Source organism: Planctobacterium sp. AWM4_229 (assembly GCF_056160305.1).
Map to the genome: position 1 here is coordinate 255175 of NZ_JBSWWX010000003.1, position 17534 is coordinate 272708.

A 17534-nucleotide genomic window follows, 5' to 3' on the forward strand; every position below is an offset into this window, starting at 1 on the left:
ACAGCCTACCGTTTATCTCGGTGAACTGCAGCAATGACTCCGATTAACGAAATCCCCTTGTTGTCGCAGGGCAATAACCTGTTAATTGAGCAAAAATACACAGGAGCAATAATATGCGAATCATACAATTAATGACAGGTTTGGCGCTGGTGTTTTCACTGGCAAGTCACGCTGAGACCGTTCTAAACACGGGAAAAGTTTCAGAAAAGGCAATTGAATTTAAGGCAAACAGCGGTGACAGTACCGATGCCTTTGAAGGCTTTATTATGGTACCGGAAAACCGCAATAACCCTGACAGCCGAAAAATCAGAGTTAACTATGTGCGTTTCCCATCCACCTCTGATAATCCGGGGCATCCGATTGTTTATTTGTCTGGTGGCCCCGGTGGTTCAGGGATAGCCACAGCCAAATGGCGCCGATTTCCGCTTTTTATGGCACTTCGGGAGTTTGGTGATGTGATCGCGTTGGACCAGCGCGGCACGGGACAATCAGAGCAAGCGGAAACCTGTGTATCAGATGAAATTATCGGTCTGACAGAGCGGGTTTCTGATGCTGAAATCGCCAAGCGATATCGGGAGGCTGCGAAACACTGTTTGGCGCAGTGGCAGCAACAAGGTATTGATGTTTATGGTTACACCACAGTGCAGAATGCGCTGGATATCGATGACCTTCGCAAACATCTGGATGCGGAAAAAATTAATTTATGGGGCATATCCTACGGTAGTCACTTAGCCCTTGCTGCCGTTAAATTGTTTGATGACAAAATCGACAAGGTGATTATTGCCAGCGCTGAAGGGCTTGATCAAACCATTAAATTACCCGCGCAAACAAATCAATATTTTGCAGCAGTTAACGAGGTACTGGCACAACAGGATGTCGGTAAACAGGTTAGTGATTTGCCCGCGTTAATGCGTCGCGTGCATGCCTCTTTGGAGGAAACGCCTCTGACGTTAGAGGTTCCCGGAAAAGCGGGTAAAGTGATGCAGATGTTATTTCAACGCTATCACATGCAAAAGTTATCCAGTATGGCCATTGCCGATCCAGGACAGTATCTGGCAATGTTAGTGCAAATCTATGCTGCGCTGGAGAAAGGCGATACCAAGCTATTGGTACAGGTATTACAGCGCGGTTTTTTTAACGATGAAGCCATTGCATTTCGTTTAATGCCTTTGGCAATTGATGTGGCATCGGGTATCACAGCTAAACGCCTTAATACGGTGGAGCAGCAAATGAGTAATGCTTTGTTAGGTCCTTATCTGAATTTTCCCATGCCGATGCTGAATAAAGTCGATCCGCAATTGGATCTTGGGGATTCATTCAGAGCCAAACCCGTATCAGATGTGCCGGTATTATTATTAACAGGCTCCTTGGATGGCCGCACCTATCCAGACGAGCAGCGCCAGGCTGTGAGTTCTCTCTCCAAAGTAACCCAAATTATTGTGGAAAATGCAGGGCATAACTTATTCACCAGTCATGCAGAAGTGCTCAATCGCATGAAGAGTTTTTTGGCAGGTCAAAAAACATCTGTAGAGCCTATCGTTTTACCACTGCCTGAATTGTCATTGTAAAAAATATTTGCAGGGAAAAGCTTCATTGCTGATTTTACAGGCAATCTAACAATTAGGGCTTCAATCTGGCTGCGAAAAAAACTAAGCTGGAAACAAATTAGCAGTCAGATTGCAGCAATGAAGCAAAGTATTAACGAAAAAATGGAAACGGGAGTGGAACCCGAGAGTCAATTTAAGTTGTTGATGGTCTACTTTAAGCACAACCCCGGATTGATGCTCTCAGTTTCCTACCTGATGCTTACCCTGTGCGGTATTTTTTATAGCATGTCTTTTTACAGGGAGTTCAGCATCAATATCATGAAGCTGGCGGATGTCGCTGACTTGTTGATCATAGGCATCAGTGAACCCGCGGCAATTTTGATGTTTTGGGGAGGGTTAATGACGGCTTGGGCAATGGATAAAGTGATGTTGTACAGTTATCCCATTCAGCAGCGTTGGTTGATTAAACCTCATAGCCTAAAGCGCAGCTTAATCCTCCTTATTAATTATGTGCCTAAGACGCGAGAAGGTTTGTTGTCGGCATTCATATTTATGTTTGTGGCATTTTCTTACGCTTTTGTATCCCTCTATGCCGAGTGGCGTGGCAACAACATTAAAACGTCAAAAGAAGATTTTGTCGTGGTTAGCACGGAAGCTTCAAAATCTGCTGTCAGATATAAATTGTTAGGGTCGACTTCCAACTATGTCTTTGTTTACGCAGTCCAGTCGAAGCAGTCGGTTATTATTCCGGTTGAACAGGTTTCTTCTTTGATGCCTGAAATGGTCCAGTCGTTAAAGAAAACCGAAAGTAAGGATTAGTGGAATATGCACTGATTTTTTGTGCAAAAGCTCAAGTGTGAAATGTTCGCTAAGAAAATCAAGAGATCTGCAAGTGCAGGTATTTTAATTTGGCGAAACTATGCCATGCTAAGAACAACCGTTTTTAATGTCAAAGTACCATGAATCAACATTTCGCCAGACTTAGTTTACTTGCCATTATCCTCTCTGGATTAACCGCCTGCGCTTCTCATGACGCTGAGTCTGGCAGTGCGAAAGCCAATTCAAAAGTAGGTGAGAACCATCTTGTGCCGAATGTTTGTGATGGCGAAGTGGTTGCACCAGCCGTTTTTGCACCACTTTTAACTGAAGTTGACCGTCCTGAGCTGGTAACCGCCAGCTTGGGCAGTGCAGGGACCGGCGGTTTGTGCCAGGCCAAGGCGTATAAGGTAACTCAGTCTTTTGAAATTTATCGCGCCTGGGACAGTGTTAAACCCTATAGCAAACTCGGCCACTGGTGGTCGTTTTCCATGCCATCTGGAAAAATCGCTGAGTACAGGGAAAAGTATGCCATCTGTCCTAAATACTCCCCTCTGGATATGATGGTGCGCTGCTCGTTGCTAGAGGGCAGTATTGTGGTGCTGGGCACAGGCCAAAGCGCCAGTTGCAGTTCCTTTGACTATGCCGCCTCCTCAGCAATACAACTTTATCTGGCGGACGCCGCTGAGGCCACTGAAGGCTGTCAGTCCTTTTACGGCGTGTTTAGCTGGCAAAATGTGAACAAAAACCCCAAGTCTCGAAGTGAAGAAGAGAAGCCTGCAGCCGCAGACGATAGTTTTTAAACTTTTGTGAAAATGCGCTGTGGCTTTTGCCACTTGTGATTTCCTTTGCCATAGTTGATTGATAGTGGTTTTACCTATTTGGAAACGGGACTAACTCAAATGCACGTGCTTTTCATTGCGCCAGACTTTCCATCCTATCAACAACACTTTGTTCGAGCGTTAAAAGCAGCAGGTGCCAAGGTGTCAGGCATCGGGGACCGACCGGCGGAACACATGCCCGAAGAGGTTAAACTGCAACTGGATGCCTATTATCAAATCAGCAATGTCACCGATACTCCGGCGCTTTTAGAGTGTGTGCGTTATGTGCAAAGTCAGGAGTGGGTGGACAGACTGGAGGCCACCATTGAGTCTCACATGTTAGCGGCCGCTGAAGTGAGAGAAGCGTGTACCATTCCGGGTATGAGTTTTGAGCAAACCTGGATTTGTCGTGATAAAACCACCATGAAACAGTTTATGCAAGAGCGTGCTATTCCGTGTGCCGCATTTACGGCGGCAGACAGTGTTGAGCAAGTGCAATCTTTTGTTGAAAGGGTAGGTTATCCCATCATTGTTAAGCCGCGAGATGGCGCCGGAGCATCCGCAACCTGGCGCTGCAATGGCCCGCAAGATTTAATGCCCGCCATTGAAGATACCGGCATTGATAAAGGGAATTCGGCAGCCCTCGAAGAGTTTATCGAAGGCCATGAAGGGTTTTACGATACACTTGTGGCAGGTGGGAAAATACAGCACGATTTTGTTTCTCATTATTACCCCAATGTACTGGAGGCAATGCGCACGCGCTGGATTTCACCTTATATCATCGTCACTAACCGCAGTGATTTACCCGATTACCAACCACTCAAAGAGTTAGGGCAAAAAGTAATACAAGACATAGGTTTGCAAAATGTACCTACCCACATGGAGTGGTTCGTGGGAGAAAAAGGACTGAAATTTTCTGAGATTGGAGCTCGTCCTCCAGGAGTGGGGCAGTGGGATCTCTATTGCGCCGCTAATGATATCGATTTGTATAAAGAGTGGGCGGATGCTGTGCTCTATGGTCAATGCCAGGGTGTGTTGTCACGGCGCTACTCTGCGGCGATTTTGAGTTTGCGCCCTAATCAAGATGGTAAAATTCACGGTTACACCGGGGTTGAGGAAGTAATGCAGCAATATGGTGAGTGGATTATCAATTGTCACTTTCCTGAGCCGGGCACGCCGACACAGCCGATTACCGCCGGGTACATGGCCAATGCCTGGATTCAGATTAAGTATCCCGACTATGACGAGTTACGGACGATTTTGATGGACATCGCCAATAAGATCACGGTTTATGCTGGCTGATCTGTGACCTCTTTAAAAGGCAGATTGGCTAAAGTCATACCTTCTTTGGTCACGGTTAAAACGCTGCCTTGTTCATACCAGTCACCGACAACGATGCGTTTAGCTGCCTCGCCATTCTGGGTGGTGATATTGTGGATTGCAGGGCGGTGCGTGTGACCGTGAATCATTTGCTTAACCGCAAATTTATCCAGGTAGGTGAGTACTTCTTCTGGGGTCACATCCATAATGTCGGCAGATAGCGCCTGTTGATTTTTTTTACTGGTTTCCCGGCCTTTCTGGGCTATTTCCTTGCGTTTTTTCAGCGGCAGCCACAATACCAATCTTGGCCACCACCAACCGCGGGCCTTTTTGCGAAACTTTTGGTAAGCCACATCTCTTGTACAGAGTTCATCGCCGTGCAGTATTAAGGTAGGGGTGCCATAGAGGTCGATAACCTGCTGCTCCGGTAACAGTTCCATGCCGCATTGACGAGCATATTGTTGGCGTATTAAAAAGTCGCGATTGCCATGAATAAAAAACACCGGAACACCTTGTTCTCGCACACTTTTAATGGCATTGGCCACGGTGCGCGTGAACTGATTGTCGTCATCATCACCCACCCAGGCTTCGAATAAGTCGCCTAATATAAAAAGTTTGTCGGTATTTTTTGTATCGATAGAACTAAGAAAGTGGATAAAACACTGGGTGATGTCCGGGCGGTTATCACTCAGGTGCAAGTCGGCAATAAATAACGTTTGTTTCACGAGGTTAAGAATATCGCAAAGAAAATTCTGAAGGGAAAAAATGGGCAGACAAGCGCTGCCCAACCAAAGTGCTTATTCAGCAACGGCTTTTTCGATGATCACTTCTTCTAGTGGTACATCTTGGTGGAAGCCATGGCTACCGGTTTCTACGTTTTTGATTTTTTCAACAACGTCCATACCTTCAACGACTTCACCAAATACGCAGTAGCCCCAACCATCGCGGCTTTCGCTCTTGAAGTTTAAAAAGTCATTGTCAGCTACATTAATAAAAAATTGCGCTGTAGCGGAATGAGGATCCATGGTACGAGCCATGGCAATGCTGCCTTTTTTGTTGCTCAGACCATTGTTGGCTTCATTTTGGATAGGATCTTTAGTGGCTTTTTCGCCCATGCCCGGCTCCATGCCGCCGCCCTGGATCATGAAGTTATTAATCACGCGGTGAAAAATCGTATTGTCGTAAAAACCGTCGTTTACATAAGAAAGGAAATTGGCCGACGTATTCGGTGCTTTTTCTTCGTCTAGTTTAATTTTGATAACGCCAAAGTTGGTGTGTAAAGAAACCATAATGAGTCCTGATTAGTTACGGGTTTGCACTATCGGGTGCGCTTGAATAGCACATGATGGTGGCGAATGATGCGAATTACAAGAGCAACCACTAATGTGTGTTGTTTTTCCTGAATTAGGTTGGCCCATCTCAGGGGCAGTGTTAAACTTCGCGTCCCATAAAACAGGATAAAGGATCCACAATTTCATGTTGCACATATACAACACCTTGACCCAAAAGAAAGAAGCCTTCAAACCGTTACAAGCCGGTAAAGTGGGTATGTACGTCTGCGGTATCACGGTGTACGACTTGTGTCACATGGGACATGCCCGTACCTATCTGAGTTTTGATTTAATGGTGCGCTATCTGCGTCACAAAGGTTTCGACGTAAATTACGTGCGCAACATTACTGATGTTGACGATAAGATCATTAAACGCGCCAATGAACGCGGTGAAGATGTGTCTCAATTTACTGAGCAAACTATTGCTGAGATGCACAAAGACTTCGACAGCATCGGTTTACTGCCTGCTGATATTGAACCTCGCGTTACTACCCACATGCCTGAGATCATTGATGTAATCCAGCGTCTTGTGGATAAGGGCCATGCCTATCAAGCGGATAACGGTGATGTATTGTTTGAAGTAAGCACCTATAAAGCATACGGAAAACTGGGTAAGCAAGACCTGGAGCAGCTCAATGCTGGCGCGCGAGTGGAAGTGGAAACCAGTAAACGGGCACCGCTTGATTTCGTATTGTGGAAAATGGTGAAACCAGGAGAGCCTGGCTGGGAGTCACCTTGGGGCGTTGGACGTCCGGGTTGGCATATTGAATGTTCGGCCATGAACCACAAACATTTAGGCGCGCATTTTGATATCCATGGTGGTGGCTCAGATCTGATATTCCCACACCATGAAAATGAAGTTGCGCAATCTTGCTGTGCCTTTGATACACCGTATGTTAATACCTGGGTGCACACTGGTATGGTGCAGGTGAATCAGGAAAAGATGTCTAAATCTTTAGGCAACTTCTTTACATTGCGTGATGTGCTTAAGCAATACGACGCTGAAACACTGCGTTATTTCTTGATGTCAGCTCATTATCGCTCTCAGTTGAATTATTCAGAGGATAATATCAAACAAGCAAAAGCGGGCCTTGAACGTTTATATACGGCATTAAGAGACGTTGAATTTGACGATTCACTTGAGCCTGTGGAAAGCTATGTCGCTCGTTTTGATGCTGCGATGGACGATGATTTCAATACACCTGAAGCTTTTGCTGTTTTGTTTGAATTGGCTAAAGATATCAACCGTGAGCAAAGCGCGGATTTAAAACCTCGCTTGGCTGCAACATTGAAATTCCTTGGTAATGTAATGGGCTTTTTGCAATTGTCACCAGAAAGTTACCTGCAAGGTGGAGCCGGGGAAGATGAATCGGCAGTGATTGAAGCCTTGATCAAAAAGCGCAACGATGCCAGAGCGGCAAAAGATTGGGCGCAAGCGGATGCCGCGCGCGATGAACTCAATGCCATGAATATCGTGCTGGAAGATGGGCCATCGGGTACTACCTGGCGAAAAGGATAATTTTACGAAGAGCATTAAAAAAGCCGCGATTTTTTGAATCGCGGCTTTTTTGTACCAGTTCCACACAACATTCGGTGGAACTGGATTTTTGTTCCCAAAAAGACGTCATCCATGACAAGTCATATCCAGGGGATATTTTTATTCAACATTCCAACTTAATGTCACTCCAGAGAATGCACGATAAGCACGGATACTGATGTGCCAGGTGTCCTGTCCGGGGTTACTGAAAGTACAAGTTTCGTTGTTGCCAGACTCATAAGGGCGGCAATCGTAGTTACTGGTTGTAGGTTGAGCGCCTTTTCTTACGTAAAGGTCAGCGTCACCTGTGCCACCTGAGATGCTGAATTCAGCACTGCTCATGCCCGCTGGCATGTCAAAGGTGTAGTGTAACCACGCGTTGCGAGAAGCAGATAGATCAGTCAGTTCGCCAGTGCTGCCTTCGCCGCCTGAACCACCACCAGAACCGCCACCGCTGTTGTCAGTGAAGCTACCAGTTAATGAAGCACCGCTATAAGTAGAATAAGCGTGAACTTTCACATAGTAGGTGCCTTCCTGAGCGCTGCTTATAGAACAGGTCTCAGAGTTACCTGAATTCCAGGAACGACAATCGTAGTTAGAGGTAGTAGGCTCTGAACCGAAGCTCACGTAAAGGTCAGCGTCACCGCTGCCGCCAGACATATTGAATTCAAGGTCTGTAGCACCTGCAGGTACTGCAAGCGTAAAGACTTGTTCATCGTTTGTGGAACCAGACAAGCCAGTTACAGCTACGCCGTTGGTCAGTGCAGTTTCACCTGTACCGCCACCGCCGCCAGTGCCGCCACCAGAACCATTACAATTTGCTGCCATATAGTCAGAGGCTGCTTTAGTTTGAACCAGTCCCCAACCAGTGCGGTTATCTCTGCCTGAATTGTCCAGGTCAAGTGCAGTTTGCTTCAGAGCGTCTCTGACTTCTGTAGAGCTACAAGTGGGGTTGTTGCTCCACGCTAACGCTGCGACACCAGCAACATGAGGTGTTGCCATGGAAGTACCATTGTAATAAGCGTAATCAGTATTGCCTCTTACTTCTAATGTCGCGTTGGAGCCAACATTGGCAAGTAAGTCCTGACCTAAGGTGCGATTAACAGATACCGTAGGCATATCAACCGCAGTATTCGCATCTACTAAAAATGGATTTTGCAGACCTGGGCGAGCAGAGTTACTGTAAACAATCACGCCGCTAGCACCTGCGTTTGCACAGGCTTCAGCAGGATCAATTTCAGGATAGTTGGAACCTGATTGATTCTCGTAGCGCTCCGCGATACAGATCTTACCTGACATATTGCCACAGCTGTAATTCCCAGCACTCATACTACAGCTAGCTAGCTCGCCAGATACAGTACCGTTGACATTGGAAATTGAATAGCTGCTACCTGAAGGAACATAACGTGATTGCGGTAAAACACGGTCATCACCGGTAGTCGAGCCATCGTAAGTAATGAAACCTTGACGGCCGTCACCGACACCCACTGTAGACAGGATTGCTTCACCCGGACCTGACAATTCAACTTGAGAGGTGTATTGCGAGAACTCAGCGTGTAAGCCCGTCTCGTCGACAGCTGCTACTGAAACCACAGCGTCATAAGAGGCAGGATATGAGTGAGTGGAGTCACCATCGTTACCCGCCGCTGCGATTAGCAACATGCCATCATCTTCAAAGGCTTGCATTGCATTGCTTTCAGATGTCGTAGAGCTTGGACCACCCAAAGACATGTTAACTACTTTTGCACCCGCAGTTTGACAATCATCAATGGCATCAACCAGATCACTACTGTAAGCCCAGCCAGACTCAGTAAACACTTTAATGATATGCAGATTGACATTGGTATTCGGTAGTACACCAACGACACCTTCACTGTTGTTTACTGCAGCAATAGTACCGGCAACGTGAGTTCCGTGAGAGCCGCCTGGGGTAGACCATTGGCCCGTGCCACTGTCGTTGGTTCCGGAGGCATTATTGGCAGCCAGATCAGGGTTAGTGATATCGTAACCAGAGTCGATGATACACACAGTCATGTTGCTGGCGCTCGCATCGCTTACCTGGTCTGCTTGCACATTGGCAATACCCCAAGGTGAAGATTCAGCCATTGGCCAACGCTTTGGATTCTTCTCAGCACGGGCAGCATAGGAAGAGTTGCTCAAGTTAGATGTAATAAAATCAATGTCGTTAACATGCAATTCAGCAGGTAACTTCAAAATTACACTATCTTGTCCATGGGCTTTAACAAAGGACAACGCTTTTCCAGCTCTGAAAGAAAAGTCCATCATGATTTGTTGGCCACGAGCGGCTAAGTTACCGCCTTTCAGATTAGACTGGTTCTTCAATGCTTCAGGCGCTTCATTTGCCATTTTCAACGCTAGCACGTCATTTGCGCTACTTAGCTTAACGATGATTTGGTCGGTGGTATCGGCATATTTTTGTCTTTTTTGTTCTGCGCGCCATTGAGCGAATCCAGTTGGCTTCGCATTTTGCTCTTGTGCAGACGCTTGTTGTCCCACTGCCGTCATGGGTGATGCCTGAACTGCTGAGCCGATCGAGGCGGCGCAGAGTAGGGCAACCGTAGTTTTATTAAATTTCATTCTTGTTGTTTCCTTAAACACTTGTTGTTTTTTTGTTTCGAAAATACTTCCCGCGTTTTAGTTTGATTTGTTGTAACTGATCAGATCAGTTTTGCAGGTAAATAATTTTCGAACCAAGGTTTTAGCAAAGGAAAAAATTGCTGTAAACAGAAGAGGCTGATCGGTAAAAAAGAGAAATAAATAAACCTAATTGTTTCTGTTATTTTTCTGTGTTGCGCTACAGCCGTTTAAGAATAACGGTCATAGGAACATTTCAACGAGGTTAAAAATAAACTTACGTAAAGAAATGATTACGGTTTACTATAAAATGTAATCAAATGTAACTAAATAAATTGTGATAAATAAACTGAATTTTATCTGATGTATATGAAAATAGATTGCTAAATGAACAGGTGTGGGTGTTGATACACATTACCTCGGGTGCAGTTTAATCCGCATAGTGGAATTTTGTGGGTAAGTGATTTCACATTAACTTGTTTGCTGTGCTTATCGTATTTTTCCATGAAACTTGATTTTTTGAAAATTAAGTCAACTTAAATGTAATTTAATTACAGAAAATAGAGTTCCAGCCATGGTCATTGGGATGACGTTAAGACTATATTAGTGAAGAAAGGGAGAAGAGTTTCTACCGGACTTTTGTATAAGACTGATACGGTTTTATTTGTGCGAGGGGAAGCTTAGCTTTAAAGCAAATTGCCTCTAAAAGCCATATTGCCATTTCAACATAAACAGGATGATAGTTGAGAAAGTCGCTGAAATAGGCAGCCCGATGCGCACAAAATCTTTAAACCGATATTCCCCAGCGCTGAATACCAACAGGTTAGTTTGATAACCCCAGGGCGAGATAAAACTTGCGCTTGCAGCAAATGCCACGGCAAGTGCGAACGGCATAATGGGTAAATTCATCGCTGTACTGATGCCCCATGCAAAAGGAAACATGAGGGCCGCTGCAGCGTTGTTGGTAACTAGCTCGGTGAGTACGAGTGTGCAAAGGTAGACGGTAATCAACACCATAAATGGCGAACTACCCAATAATATGGGTTGCAGCCAGTCGGTCAATAGCGCGATAGTTCCGGTATTTTCAAGCGCTGCTGACAGCGATAGTGCGCCTACAATAACGATGATCAGATTAGTGGGTAAACTGCGCTTGAGTTCGTTGCTGGATACCACCTTGGTCAATACCAATATCACTAATAAGAACAGAAGCGTAAGCTCAAGAGATAGCATATTAAAAGCTGCCAGAGAAATTGCGCTTAAGAATCCCCCCACTGCGATAATATCCTGCCAGCCGTGGAGCTTTTTCTCGACTTTGAGCTCATTGAGTAAAAAGAAGTTATTGTTGAGGTTTGGACGGGTTTTAAAATCCGCTCCGGTTGCCAGCAGAAGGAAGTCACCGGCTTTCAATTTTATCTCACCTAATTTACCGCTTAGCTTTTCACCATCGCGGCGAATGCCCATAACAGCTGCGTCAAACATAGAGCGAAATCCAACGGCTTTGAGACTCTTACCAATAATTGGCGCGCGATTTGTGATGATGACTTCCGTCAAGTTTTCTCTTAACAATCCATTGCTATCTGCGAAAAAGCTCAAACCCGGAATGTGATCCAGGGTATCCACGCGTTCGATATTGCCGGAAAAAATAAGTTTATCCCCTGCCTGAATTACTGTATCTGGGTGTACCGGGCTAACAAGTTGCTTTTTCCTCACTATTTCCACGAGGAATAATTCAGGCAGGTTGCGCAGATGATTTTCTTCTATGGATTTGCCTATCAATGGGGAGTTATCGACGACTTTAGCCTCGATAATATAATTCTTAAATTCATTTGCTCTGGGTTTTAAGTCTGGCAGCATGCCTTGCAACAGATAGATGAGTAAACAACAACTCAATCCAGCTGTTAGGCCATAAAGGGTAAAGTCCCAAAAGCGAAAACCCGGTTGACCGTGCTCTATAAGAAAGCTATCTACGATCAAATTGGTAGAAGTACCCACCAGGGTTACTGTTCCCCCTAAAATTGCCGCATAAGATAATGGTATGAGCAGTTTTGAAGGTGGGATGTGTTGATTGTGAGTTAGTGGTCCAGTTAGTGTTGCCACCACTGCGGTATTATTGAGAATGGCAGAGCTAAAAAACGAAATGCTCAGTACTTTTAAAGTGGATAAGGTTTTGTTCGCCGTGATGAGTTTCCTGGCGAGCGTTTTCATAATGCGAGATTTATCCACTCCAATACTGACTAACAGAAGCAGTACCAAAATGACCAATCCGCGATTATTGAGATTACTGAGTACCTGATTAACTTCCAGGCTACCAGTTAACAGCAACGTCATTGTCGCAAGGGCGAATATCAGGCTTGGGCTTTTGTTGGAGAACACCAAGCCTAAAATGGTACTCAGAAAAATCCCGAGTACCAATATTTGCGTTATTTCCATATCACCTAACTATTTCAGTTGTGAAATATCAATTGCTTGCCAGTGAGGGAAATGTTTACGTACAAGTGCGTTGAACTCAAGCTCAAATTCAGAAAAATCGCCTTTTTCTGAAGTTTGTTGGCTCTCGTTTGCATTGATTGCCATTCCAGCACCGACAGTAGCGTTGCTGATACGATCAATAACAATGAAAGCACCAGTGGCTCGATTTTGCGTGTAAGGGTCAGCAGCAACTGCCTCAGTGAGCTTAAGTTGAACTTGAGCAATCTCGTTTAACTCAAGGTGTACAGCCTCGCTTTTCTCGAGCGTATTGACATCAATTTTGTGGTCGATATCAGAGATACTGCCTGTCACTTTTTTAGTGGCGAACTTGATGGCGTATTGTTTGTTTGGCATTAAGGCTTCTTCTGCCATCCATACTAAATGCGCAGTCCAGGCATCGGAGCTGGCTGGGACATTATCTGATTTGACAATCATGTCACCGCGCGAAATATCAATCTCATCTTCCAGCGTCAAGGTCACTGCTTGCGGCGTGTGGGCGTATTGCAGGTCGTCATCAAAGGTGACAATAGACTTGACCTTGGAGCTCTTACCTGATGGTAACGCTGTGATTTGGTCACCCACTTTCACATCACCAGATACGATAGTGCCGGCAAAACCTCTGAAGTTCAGGTTTGGACGGTTTACATATTGTACCGGGAAGCGGAAATCAGTTTTGTTTTTGTTGCGGTCAATTTCGATGGTTTCAAGAATTTCCATCAGTGGTGCGCCTTCATACCAAGCAAGGTGCTCAGATGGATTAACCACGTTATCACCATTCAGCGCCGAAATCGGCACGAAGTTTACATCTTCAAAGGCCAGGTCTTTAGCGAAAACATTGAAGTCGGAACGGATTTTTTCAAACACATCTTGTTTGTAATCCATCAAGTCCATTTTGTTAATAGCTACAACGATATTTTTAATGCCCAGCAAGGAAACCAGGAACGAATGGCGTTTGGTTTGCACCTGCACACCGTGACGCGCGTCCACCAAAATGATGGCTAAATCACAAGTAGAAGCACCGGTTACCATGTTACGCGTGTACTGCTCGTGTCCAGGTGTATCTGCAATAATAAATTTGCGTTTGTCGGTTGAAAAGTATCGATAGGCTACATCAATGGTGATACCTTGCTCACGCTCGGATTGTAGGCCATCAACCAAAAGTGCGAGGTCGACTTTTTCGCCAGTTGTACCTACTTTTTTACTGTCTTTAACAACGGCAGCCAGCTGATCTTCATAGATCATTTTAGAGTCGTGCAGAAGCCGCCCAATCAGCGTACTTTTGCCGTCATCTACGCTACCGCAGGTTAGAAAACGCAGCAGATCTTTCTTTTCATGCTGCTCTAGATAAGCTAATACGTCTTGTTGAAGTAATTCGTTTTCGTTATGCATCGTTATGCACTCACCAGGAAATAAGGGTTTAATACAGATTCTTTTTGGTTGTATAGCAGTTCAACACCTGAGTCTTGCCATACGCCATTTTCATTTTGTGTCATCACGGTGACTTTTCCGCCCGCGGCGTTGACAACCGCATGCGCCGCCGCTGTGTCCCATTCAGAGGTTGGACCGAGACGAGGGTAGAGGTGGGCTTCACCTTCGGCTACCAGACAAAGCTTCAAGGAGCTGCCCATTGCGACTAATTCACTTGGTTTGCCAAGTGCCTCTAAAAAGCCTTTAATTTCAGGGCTTTGGTGAGATCGGCTACCCACAATTTTAAGTTGCTCAGCACAATCCACAGAAACAGGATTCAAAGCAATACGTGACTTGTCTTGCCGTTCCTTAAAGCAGGGCCCATCTACCACACCTGCATAAATCTGATTAATGGCCGGCGCGGTAACTACGCCAAGAATGGCTTTGCCGTGATGAACAAGAGCGATGTTAACGGTAAATTCACCATTCTTTTTAATGAACTCTTTTGTGCCGTCGAGCGGGTCTACCAGCCAATAGGTTTGCCACTCTTTTCTTTCTTGCCAATCGATATTGGCTGATTCTTCTGAAAGAATCGGATAATCAGAAATTTCAGCCAAGCGCTCTACAATAATCTTGTGAGCGGCTAAGTCGGCTTCGGTCAGCGGGCTGTCATCAGATTTTTCGTAGATAGAGAAATCTTTCTGATAAATCGCCATAATGGCATCACCCGCATCGCGCGTGATGGCAATAACCGGTTCAAGTAATTCAGTCAGGTTATCTGGCATAGTCACTTATATAAATCCTTTTTCCAATAATTGCTTGTACAGTTCTTCCGTTACTGATTCTGGGCTTTCGTCGCTCACTTTCAGGTGAATTTCTGGTGATTCCGGTGCCTCATAAGGACTGTCGATACCTGTGAAGTGTTTGATGTCACCAGCTCGAGCTTTTTTGTACAAACCTTTCGGATCACGCTGCTCGCAAACCTCTAGCGGTACATCCACATAGACTTCTACAAACTCATTCTCTTCTAACAGATCGCGACAGAACGCTCTGTCGGCTTTGAAAGGTGAAATGAAAGCGGTGAGTACAATTTGGCCTGCATCTACGAATAGCTTTACCACTTCGCTGATGCGACGGATATTTTCCACACGGTCTTTGTCGGAAAAGCCTAGATCACCACACAAGCCATGGCGGACATTGTCGCCATCTAGCAGATAGGTATGTTTACCTTCAGCCTGCAGCTTTTGTTCCAGTAATCCAGCGAGTGTAGATTTACCTGAACCACTTAGTCCGGTAAACCAAATCGCGAGGGGTTTTTGTTTGTTTTGCTCTGCCCGGCGCGCTTTATCAATATTGTGCTCGTGCCATACGATATTTTGGCTCATCAGAAGTAACCCTCCATTTTCTTTTTCTCCATGGAGCCGGCTGAGTCGTGGTCGATGACACGGCCCTGGCGTTCTGATGTTTTGGTTAGCAGCATTTCCTGAATAACTTCAGGTAATGTGCTGGCGGTGGATTCCACCGCGCCTGTCAATGGATAGCAACCAAGGGTACGGAAACGCACTGACTTCATTTCAGGCTCTTCGCCTTCCTTGAGTGGCATGCGCTCATCGTCCACCATGATTTGCACGCCATCGCGCTCAACAACCGGACGAGGTTTGGAAAGATACAAACTTGGAATTTCAATATTTTCCATGTAGATGTATTGCCAGATATCTAACTCAGTCCAGTTAGACATTGGGAACACACGAATACTCTCGCCTTTATTGATTTGCGAGTTATAGATATTCCAAAGTTCTGGACGCTGGTTTTTAGGATCCCAGCGATGGTTTTGATCACGGAAAGAAAACACTCGCTCTTTTGCACGCGACTTCTCTTCGTCTCGGCGAGCACCACCAAATGCGGCATCAAATTGATACTTGTCTAACGCTTGTTTCAACGCTTGGGTTTTCATAATGTCAGTGTATTTTGCACTGCCATGGGTGAACGGCGTGATCTTGTTGTCAGCTCCTTCCGGATTGGTGTAGCTGATCAGCTCGAAACCGTATTTTTCTGCCATACGATCGCGAAACTCGATCATTTCTTTGAATTTCCACGTGGTATTAACATGCATTAATGGAAACGGAATCTTACCCGGTGCAAATGCTTTACGCGCTAAGTGCAAGAGTACAGAAGAGTCTTTACCAACCGAATATAGCATAACCGGATTTTCAAATTCGGCGGCAACTTCACGGAAAATTTGAATACTCTCAGCCTCAAGTTGTCTGAGGTGAGTTAAAGTGGGAATTTGTGACGACATATTGAGCCTAATGTTCTAACTTATAACTAATATATTAAACTATTATATGCTTAGAACTTTAACATAATGTGACAACTCATAGTATGTTTTTTTGGACTAATTCAATCCGAATTTTCATAAGAGCAGTGGTGGTTCTTATTTCGAGAATTCGGCTCGCTCACTTGCCCAGGTTTGCGCCTCTGTAAAGCATTTTGCTGTACGATCTGAGTCAGCATTAATTTTCATTGAAATAAAATACGCTTCTTCCCACTCGGCTTTTTCATAACGTCTTACCAGGTTGATGTAATCCGCCATCAAACCTTCGCCTTTGACAAGCGCCGTCTTGATTGATTCAGACAGTGGCAGCTTAGCTAATAACTCTTCAATGCTGGTATCTAGCATGGCATCCAACAAAGACAATAAGCCCACTAAGAAAGCGGAGGATTTATCAATTTTTTGTCCGGGTAGCGCGGCAATTGATTCGCAGAATCGGGCGCGGGTTAATGACATGACGGTTAGTTCGTGTGGTTTATCCGTTTTAAACTGGGCAGTAAACATCAGGGATACAAAACGACGTAGCTCCTGTAAGCCAATAGCGACTATCGCCTGTTTGATATTACTAATCTCTTGTTGTGCTCTATTAAACAGTGAGGACTGAGCGTATTTGAGCAGCTTAAAGGACATGTTGACATCAATTTCAAAGGCACGAGTTATCTTGTTGATATTGGGCTCGTCCTCAGCCATTTCAGACATGAGTTGTGCCAGTGCTAATTGTGATGGTTGTAAAGAGTAGCCCTTAAGTACCTCAGGTTTGCTGAAAAAGTAACCTTGAAAATAAGAAAAGCCCAAATCGACAGCGGTTTGATAGTCTTCATGGGTTTCGACTTTTTCAGCTAGCAATTTAATTTGTGGATAATCAGCAATGTCGGTGATGACCTGCTTGATTTCCTCGACACTCATGGCTTGCCAGTCGATTTTGATAATATCAGTATAAGGATAAAAGTGTTTCCAGACAGGTTCATGAATGTAGTCATCGAGTGCGACTATGTAGCCCTGTTCTTTTATTTCTTTAACTGCAGCCAGCAATTTTTTACCCGGTCTTACGGTTTCAAGTACTTCTACCACTACTTGATCATTGGGCAATAGCAATGGATATCTGTCGATGAGGGTGTCGTGGGTAAAGTTGATAAAGGCCAACTTGTTTTGCGTGAGCGTGTCTAGCCCCAAATTGGTTTGCAAACCATCGATCATTTTTGAGGTTGCTTCGTTTTCACATACGTCAGGAAAGACGTTTTTCAAGCTTTCCCTGAACAACAGTTCATAGGCATAAACCGATTTGTTGATATCCAAAATTGGCTGGCGTGCTGCATAAAATGCCATGCTAATTGGTCCTTTATTGGGGCTTTCGCTGAC

Annotated in this window: 14 protein-coding genes; 5 read left to right on the forward strand and 9 right to left on the reverse strand. The window is 45.1% G+C overall.

What is annotated here, in order from left to right; genetic code table 11:
* Positions 1–113: 113 nt before the first annotated feature.
* The 4 genes from ACXAGP_RS07480 to ACXAGP_RS07495 all read left to right on the forward strand — a co-directional run bounded on the left by ACXAGP_RS07480 (position 114) and on the right by ACXAGP_RS07495 (position 4486).
* Complete coding sequence (locus tag ACXAGP_RS07480) at positions 114–1568, forward strand: alpha/beta fold hydrolase (RefSeq protein ID WP_475260533.1); 1455 nt, start codon at positions 114–116, stop codon at positions 1566–1568.
* A 117-nt stretch (positions 1569–1685) separates the two neighbouring features.
* Positions 1686–2366: a hypothetical protein gene (locus ACXAGP_RS07485; RefSeq protein WP_475260534.1), complete on the forward strand. Its 681-nt coding sequence runs from the start codon at positions 1686–1688 to the stop codon at positions 2364–2366.
* Positions 2367–2506: 140 nt separating this feature from the next.
* Positions 2507–3166 (forward strand): hypothetical protein, encoded by a 660-nt coding sequence (locus tag ACXAGP_RS07490; RefSeq protein ID WP_475260536.1) that lies wholly within the window; start codon positions 2507–2509, stop codon positions 3164–3166.
* Positions 3167–3265: 99 nt separating this feature from the next.
* A complete protein-coding gene (locus tag ACXAGP_RS07495; protein ID WP_475260537.1) occupies positions 3266–4486 on the forward strand; it encodes an ATP-grasp domain-containing protein in 1221 nt (406 codons plus the stop codon).
* On the opposite strand, the gene ACXAGP_RS07500 is transcribed toward ACXAGP_RS07495, so the two are convergent.
* Positions 4474–5229 carry a UDP-2,3-diacylglucosamine diphosphatase gene (locus tag ACXAGP_RS07500; RefSeq protein WP_475260539.1) on the reverse strand — a complete coding sequence of 252 codons (756 nt, stop codon included), beginning with the start codon at positions 5227–5229 and terminating at the stop codon, positions 4474–4476. The genes ACXAGP_RS07495 and ACXAGP_RS07500 overlap by 13 nt on opposite strands.
* Positions 5230–5301: 72 nt before the next feature.
* A complete protein-coding gene (locus ACXAGP_RS07505; protein ID WP_475260540.1) occupies positions 5302–5793 on the reverse strand; it encodes a peptidylprolyl isomerase in 492 nt (163 codons plus the stop codon).
* Between the two features lie 187 nt (positions 5794–5980).
* On the opposite strand from ACXAGP_RS07505, the gene cysS reads away from it, so the two are divergent.
* Positions 5981–7354 (forward strand): cysteine--tRNA ligase, encoded by a 1374-nt coding sequence (gene cysS, locus ACXAGP_RS07510; RefSeq protein WP_475260541.1) that lies wholly within the window; start codon positions 5981–5983, stop codon positions 7352–7354.
* Between the two features lie 138 nt (positions 7355–7492).
* On the opposite strand, the gene ACXAGP_RS07515 is transcribed toward cysS, so the two are convergent.
* The 7 genes from ACXAGP_RS07515 to ACXAGP_RS07545 form a co-directional block, all read right to left on the reverse strand.
* Positions 7493–9970 carry a S8 family serine peptidase gene (locus ACXAGP_RS07515; protein ID WP_475260543.1) on the reverse strand — a complete coding sequence of 826 codons (2478 nt, stop codon included), beginning with the start codon at positions 9968–9970 and terminating at the stop codon, positions 7493–7495.
* 699 nt (positions 9971–10669) lie between these two features.
* Positions 10670–12397, reverse strand: coding sequence for an SLC13 family permease (locus tag ACXAGP_RS07520; protein WP_475260544.1), 1728 nt, complete (start codon positions 12395–12397; stop codon positions 10670–10672).
* 9 nt (positions 12398–12406) lie between these two features.
* Complete coding sequence (gene cysN / locus ACXAGP_RS07525; protein WP_475260546.1) at positions 12407–13825, reverse strand: sulfate adenylyltransferase subunit CysN; 1419 nt, start codon at positions 13823–13825, stop codon at positions 12407–12409.
* A gap of 2 nt (positions 13826–13827) precedes the next feature.
* Entirely contained in the window at positions 13828–14628 is an 801-nt protein-coding gene (gene cysQ / locus ACXAGP_RS07530) for a 3'(2'),5'-bisphosphate nucleotidase CysQ (RefSeq protein ID WP_475260950.1), read from the reverse strand.
* A 6-nt stretch (positions 14629–14634) separates the two neighbouring features.
* Positions 14635–15228: an adenylyl-sulfate kinase gene (gene cysC, locus ACXAGP_RS07535; protein ID WP_475260547.1), complete on the reverse strand. Its 594-nt coding sequence runs from the start codon at positions 15226–15228 to the stop codon at positions 14635–14637.
* On the reverse strand, positions 15228–16142 hold the full coding sequence (gene cysD, locus ACXAGP_RS07540; protein WP_475260548.1) for a sulfate adenylyltransferase subunit CysD: 915 nt from the start codon (positions 16140–16142) through the stop codon (positions 15228–15230). Before cysD ends, cysC begins: the two co-directional genes overlap by 1 nt.
* 135 nt (positions 16143–16277) lie before the next feature.
* On the reverse strand, positions 16278–17501 hold the full coding sequence (locus ACXAGP_RS07545) for an EAL and HDOD domain-containing protein (protein WP_475260549.1): 1224 nt from the start codon (positions 17499–17501) through the stop codon (positions 16278–16280).
* Positions 17502–17534: the final 33 nt, after the last annotated feature.

Excerpts from the sequence above, each read along its gene's own strand:
- ACXAGP_RS07485 (WP_475260534.1), top strand. The coding sequence starts at position 1,686 with ATGAAGCAAAGTATTAACGAAAAAATGGAAACGGGAGTGGAACCCGAG.
- cysD (WP_475260548.1), bottom strand. The coding sequence starts at position 16,142 with ATGTCGTCACAAATTCCCACTTTAACTCACCTCAGACAACTTGAGGCT.
- ACXAGP_RS07495 (WP_475260537.1), top strand. The coding sequence starts at position 3,266 with ATGCACGTGCTTTTCATTGCGCCAGACTTTCCATCCTATCAACAACAC.
- ACXAGP_RS07505 (WP_475260540.1), bottom strand. The coding sequence starts at position 5,793 with ATGGTTTCTTTACACACCAACTTTGGCGTTATCAAAATTAAACTAGAC.
- cysS (WP_475260541.1), top strand. The coding sequence starts at position 5,981 with ATGTTGCACATATACAACACCTTGACCCAAAAGAAAGAAGCCTTCAAA.
- ACXAGP_RS07490 (WP_475260536.1), top strand. The coding sequence starts at position 2,507 with ATGAATCAACATTTCGCCAGACTTAGTTTACTTGCCATTATCCTCTCT.
- ACXAGP_RS07515 (WP_475260543.1), bottom strand. The coding sequence starts at position 9,970 with ATGAAATTTAATAAAACTACGGTTGCCCTACTCTGCGCCGCCTCGATC.
- cysN (WP_475260546.1), bottom strand. The coding sequence starts at position 13,825 with ATGCATAACGAAAACGAATTACTTCAACAAGACGTATTAGCTTATCTA.
- cysQ (WP_475260950.1), bottom strand. The coding sequence starts at position 14,628 with ATGCCAGATAACCTGACTGAATTACTTGAACCGGTTATTGCCATCACG.
- ACXAGP_RS07545 (WP_475260549.1), bottom strand. The coding sequence starts at position 17,501 with ATGGCATTTTATGCAGCACGCCAGCCAATTTTGGATATCAACAAATCG.
- ACXAGP_RS07480 (WP_475260533.1), top strand. The coding sequence starts at position 114 with ATGCGAATCATACAATTAATGACAGGTTTGGCGCTGGTGTTTTCACTG.
- ACXAGP_RS07520 (WP_475260544.1), bottom strand. The coding sequence starts at position 12,397 with ATGGAAATAACGCAAATATTGGTACTCGGGATTTTTCTGAGTACCATT.
- cysC (WP_475260547.1), bottom strand. The coding sequence starts at position 15,228 with ATGAGCCAAAATATCGTATGGCACGAGCACAATATTGATAAAGCGCGC.